Origin of the sequence: Streptomyces katrae (assembly GCF_000966975.1) — a bacterium.
Taxonomy (GTDB): domain Bacteria; phylum Actinomycetota; class Actinomycetes; order Streptomycetales; family Streptomycetaceae; genus Streptomyces; species Streptomyces katrae.
Map to the genome: position 1 here is coordinate 1 of NZ_JZWV01000688.1, position 3885 is coordinate 3885.

5 protein-coding genes and 2 pseudogenes are annotated in these 3885 nt (G+C 72.5%); 3 read left to right on the forward strand and 4 right to left on the reverse strand.

The window, feature by feature from the left end; translation table 11 throughout:
• Both VR44_RS24040 and VR44_RS24045 read right to left on the reverse strand, forming a co-directional pair.
• Positions 1-332 (reverse strand): annotated as a pseudogene (locus VR44_RS24040) (toxic anion resistance protein); the annotation flags it as partial.
• Positions 329-1456: a substrate-binding domain-containing protein gene (locus tag VR44_RS24045; RefSeq protein WP_245692139.1), complete on the reverse strand. Its 1128-nt coding sequence runs from the start codon at positions 1454-1456 to the stop codon at positions 329-331. The pseudogene VR44_RS24040 and the gene VR44_RS24045, both read right to left, overlap by 4 nt.
• 110 nt (positions 1457-1566) lie before the next feature.
• Between VR44_RS24045 and VR44_RS24050 the strand changes: the two genes are divergently transcribed.
• Complete coding sequence (locus VR44_RS24050) at positions 1567-1983, forward strand: hypothetical protein (protein WP_045949666.1); 417 nt, start codon at positions 1567-1569, stop codon at positions 1981-1983.
• A 69-nt stretch (positions 1984-2052) separates the two neighbouring features.
• On the opposite strand, the gene VR44_RS24055 is transcribed toward VR44_RS24050, so the two are convergent.
• Complete coding sequence (locus tag VR44_RS24055; protein WP_045949667.1) at positions 2053-2256, reverse strand: hypothetical protein; 204 nt, start codon at positions 2254-2256, stop codon at positions 2053-2055.
• Between the two features lie 105 nt (positions 2257-2361).
• Positions 2362-2727, reverse strand: a complete 366-nt coding sequence (locus tag VR44_RS24060; RefSeq protein WP_052713794.1) for a hypothetical protein — start codon at positions 2725-2727, stop codon at positions 2362-2364.
• Between the two features lie 146 nt (positions 2728-2873).
• Here VR44_RS24060 and VR44_RS48890 point away from each other — a divergent pair, with 146 nt between their 5' ends.
• Positions 2874-3521 carry a TrmB family transcriptional regulator gene (locus VR44_RS48890; RefSeq protein WP_342669385.1) on the forward strand — a complete coding sequence of 216 codons (648 nt, stop codon included), beginning with the start codon at positions 2874-2876 and terminating at the stop codon, positions 3519-3521.
• Positions 3518-3885: pseudogene (locus tag VR44_RS48895) on the forward strand (hypothetical protein); the annotation flags it as partial. The gene VR44_RS48890 and the pseudogene VR44_RS48895, both read left to right, overlap by 4 nt.

Sequence of the window (3885 nt, forward strand, 5' to 3'; positions counted from 1 at the left end):
ACGGCCCGCTCCAGCATCCGGTTGGACTGGCCGGCCGCGGACCGCATGTCGGCGGCGCCGAGTGCGGTGATGTCGTTGATGCGGGCCGCGAACTCGGGGGAGCGCGCGTCGATCCCGGAGAGCTGGCCGACGTACTCCCCGGCCCGGCGGGCCATCTCCTCGCGCACGCCGTCGGCGAGCGGCACGAAGCCGGAGGCCTGCTCCCGATGGACGGCGGGCACGGGCTCGGGCGCCGTCAGGACGAGCGGGCTCCCGGTGCCCCCGGCCCCGGCCCCGGCCCCGTCCCCGTACCCGGGCGGTGGCGTGAGCGGTGAGGTCGGTGGTGTCGTCATGCGTGGTCCTCCTGGCCCTTGGCGCGGGCGGCCAGCGCCATCAGCACCTTGACGGTCGGAGCGCCCACCTGCCGGATCCCGGTCAGGCCCGGGTTGAGGTAGCCGGCGTAGGGCGCGGTGGCGGCGGTGAACTCGGCGACGCCCTCCTGCGGGCGGAACCCGTGGCGCAGCGCGAGCCGGCGCAGCTCGGGGTCCGTGGCGAGCAGGGTGCCGAGCTCCTTGCTCCTGTCGTTGAGCGGCACGAAGGTGTGCGGGGAGTTGACGGTGGTGTCCGGGTAGAGCACGACCATGCCGGCGACCTCGGCGTTCGTCTGCTTCTGCATGAGGAGAGAAGCCACCTGGGACTCGTACGCCAGGATCAGCGGCTCGCCGCTGCCGCTGATGAACGCGCGGAACGGGTCGTCGGTGGAGGGCTCCAGGGCCCCCTGGACCTGGATCAGCTTGCGCAGGAGGGGCCCGGTGCGGGTGATTCCGGGGTCGTCCGCGACGACCGTGCCGCCGTTGGCGACGTTGGAGGTCGCGGCGATGAACAGGGCGCCGGAGTTGGAGGTGGCGGGGTCGGTGGTCTTGACGAACACGGTGCCGGTCAGCTCGGCGTAGGCGCCCGAGCCGTTCAGCTGCTGCCAGGTCCGGTCCTCACCGGCGGCCTTGAGGTAGGGGCCCATGAGGAGGGTGCCGGTGTTCTTCCCGTTCATCTTGACGAGCCCGTTGTCCACGAGGACCTTCGCGGCGTTGGCGCGGGCGATGACGACGAGGGGGGAGAAGAACGGCTTGGCGGTCTGCGCCCCCTTCACCCCGGCCGCGGCCTCGATCTCCTGGGCGGGCTCACTGCTGCTGGGGAAGGCGAAGTCGAACTCCTTGAGGGCCAGCTGGTCCATGGCCCAGGAGCCCGAGGTCTCCGTCTTCACGGTGTAGCCCTTGGCTGCAAGGGCCTTGACGACGTCGGGATCACGGAAGAACTCGGACTTCTCCGATCCGATGACGCCACGCACGGTCTTCGTTGCCGTGCCCTCTGTTCCGTTCCTTCCCAGAACGACGACGGCGATCACGCCGCCCATGAGAAGGACCGCCAGAGCGATTCCAAGGATGCGTCTCACGGGTGCAGCCTGCTCACGGAAACCCACATTCCGCGCTGAGTCGGGTGAACGGCCGGTGTCCAGGCGGTCCCGCTTCGAAATGCTGTGTGAGTGGGCGGGTGCTGGCGGGGCGGGTGGTGGGCCGGGAGGATCTGGGCATGGCACTGAAATGGCAGGGGTGGGTGGTCGGCCTCGTGGGCCTGGCCGGTCTCCTGGTGTTCGCCCCGCTGGGCCTGTACGTCTGGGCCAGCAGCCCGGCCCGCCCGGCCGCCGCGACCGTCCCGCCCCCGGAGGTCCGCGTCACCGACTGCCGCATCGACCCGGCGAGCCGGCGGGTCCTGGCGGCGGTCGAAGCCCGGGGCGGCCAGGGCTCGTACGTGGCCACCGTCGAGTTCCGCGACCGCCGGCCCTCGGCGGCGGACGCCCGCACGTCCCGGTCCCTGGTCCGCCTCCCCGGCCTCACCCCGGACACCCCGCCGGCCCGCACGGAAGCCATCGGCCCGGTCTGGCCCCCGGCCACGGCCCCGTGGTGCGGAGTGGCGGAGGTGGTGCGGGAGGGCGCGCCGCAGAAGTGAGGCCCACCCCTGGGCGTCAGGGGTGGGCCTCGGAGGTGGGCCTCGGGGGGTGAGCCCGGCCGGGTGCCGTCAGTGGCCCCAGGTGACGTCGGTGCTGTGCGACTGGTGGCCCGTGGGCTGGTTCAGAGGGATGGTCGTGCCCGTACCGACGCCGTCGGCGGAGACGTGGTGCGGTGCGGCGGCCTCGCCCGTGGTGAAGGAGTGCGCCACACCCAGCGCGCCGACGGCGATGACGGCCGCGGCCACGGTCTTGGCGATTCGAGTGGCGAACATGGGCATCTGATTCCCCCTGAGCGCAAGTGCGTCTGTTGCGGTTGTCGAGTGGTCTTCTCGGTCCCGGCTGGTCCCGCCTGCCGATGGCCCTACTCTGCTTCGACTTCAGAACGGGTGGAAGAGGTTCGCGGTGGACGGATCCTGCAGCTGCATATCCCGTCCATCGGAGCCCAGTGCCGCGTCCCAGTACTGCGGGACCAGGGCCGCGCCGAAGGACACCACGTCCACCGCGGCCAGCGAGGGGTGCGCGAGCAGCGCCCGCCGGCAGACGTCCGAAGCCGCCTGTTCCGCGCGGGCGAGCGAGGGCGCCGTCAGGTAGAAGCCCACGACCGGACCGCCCGCCGCGTCGCCGTGCGCACTGACGTGCTCCAGACCCTCCCCGTCGCGCGCACACCCCAGGAACAGCTGCGCCGCGTCCGGAGGGAGGGAGGTGTGGTCCGGAGCCCGGAGCCGGGCGTGCACGAGATACATACGCCCATCCTCCGCAGCGCCCACCCCCGCGGTACAGGCCGTCACCGGGGACTGTTTATGCCACAACAGGAACCGACCAGGGGGCGGTTGGTGCCTTCGTATAGTTCCCTGCAGACGCACGTGTACTAACATCTGGGAGCATCGCCATGCTGGAACTGCTGGGGCTCGACGCCGAAGCGGAACGCGTCTACCGAGCCCTCCTCGCCCATCCCGAGGACGGGGTGACCGTCCTCGCCCAGCGGCTCGCGCTCCCCGAGCACGACCTGCGCGCCTGCCTCGACCGGCTCAGCCGCCTCGCCCTGGTCCAGCCCTCGTCCCGGGAAGGCATCGGGTTCCGCCCGCTGGACCCGGAAGACGCCATGGAACTGCTGCTGGCCCGCCAGCAAGCGGAACTGGCCGCCCACCAGCAGAAGGTGGAGGCCTCACGAGCCGCCGCCGCGCAGCTCATCGCCGAATGCTCCTCGATGCGCCCGCGCGGGGCCGCCTCCGGTGCCGAGAGCCTGCAGGGGCCGGAGGAGATACGCGACCGGCTGGCCCGGCTGGCCGCCGGCACCCGCCACGAGATCATGACGTTCGCGCCCGGCGGCGCCCACACCGCCGCCGACCTCGAAGCCAGCCGCGGCCCCAACGCCGCCCTCCTGGACCGGGGCATCACCATGCGCACCGTCTACCTCGACAGCGTCCGCAACCACCAGCCCACCCTCGACCACGTGGACTGGCTGCACCGGCACGGCGGACAGGTGCGCACCGCCCCCACCCTGCCGGTGCGGCCCCCACCCTGCCGGTGCGGATGATCATCTCGGACCGCCGCGAGGCCGTCCTCCCGCTCGACACCGACGACGCCCAGGCCGGCGCGGTCGTCCTCACCTACGAGGGGCCCATCGCCGCGCTGTGCGCCCTGTTCGAGAGCGTCTGGCAGAGCGCCAACCCGCTCGGCACCGCCGTCGAACGCAACATGGACGGGCTCACCCGCCAGCACATGGAGTCCCTCCACATGCCGACGAGGCCATCGCCAAACGCCTCGGCGTCTCCCCGCGCACCGCCCGCCGCATCGCCGCCGAACTCATGGAGGCACTGGAGGCCCGCAGCCGCTTCCAGGCCGGCGCGCACGCCGTCCAGAACGGCTGGCTCCCCGCCACCCGCGTCTGAGCCCCCGCC

Excerpts from the sequence above, each read along its gene's own strand:
- VR44_RS48890 (WP_342669385.1), top strand. The coding sequence starts at position 2,874 with ATGCTGGAACTGCTGGGGCTCGACGCCGAAGCGGAACGCGTCTACCGA.
- VR44_RS24060 (WP_052713794.1), bottom strand. The coding sequence starts at position 2,727 with ATGTATCTCGTGCACGCCCGGCTCCGGGCTCCGGACCACACCTCCCTC.
- VR44_RS24055 (WP_045949667.1), bottom strand. The coding sequence starts at position 2,256 with ATGTTCGCCACTCGAATCGCCAAGACCGTGGCCGCGGCCGTCATCGCC.
- VR44_RS24050 (WP_045949666.1), top strand. The coding sequence starts at position 1,567 with ATGGCACTGAAATGGCAGGGGTGGGTGGTCGGCCTCGTGGGCCTGGCC.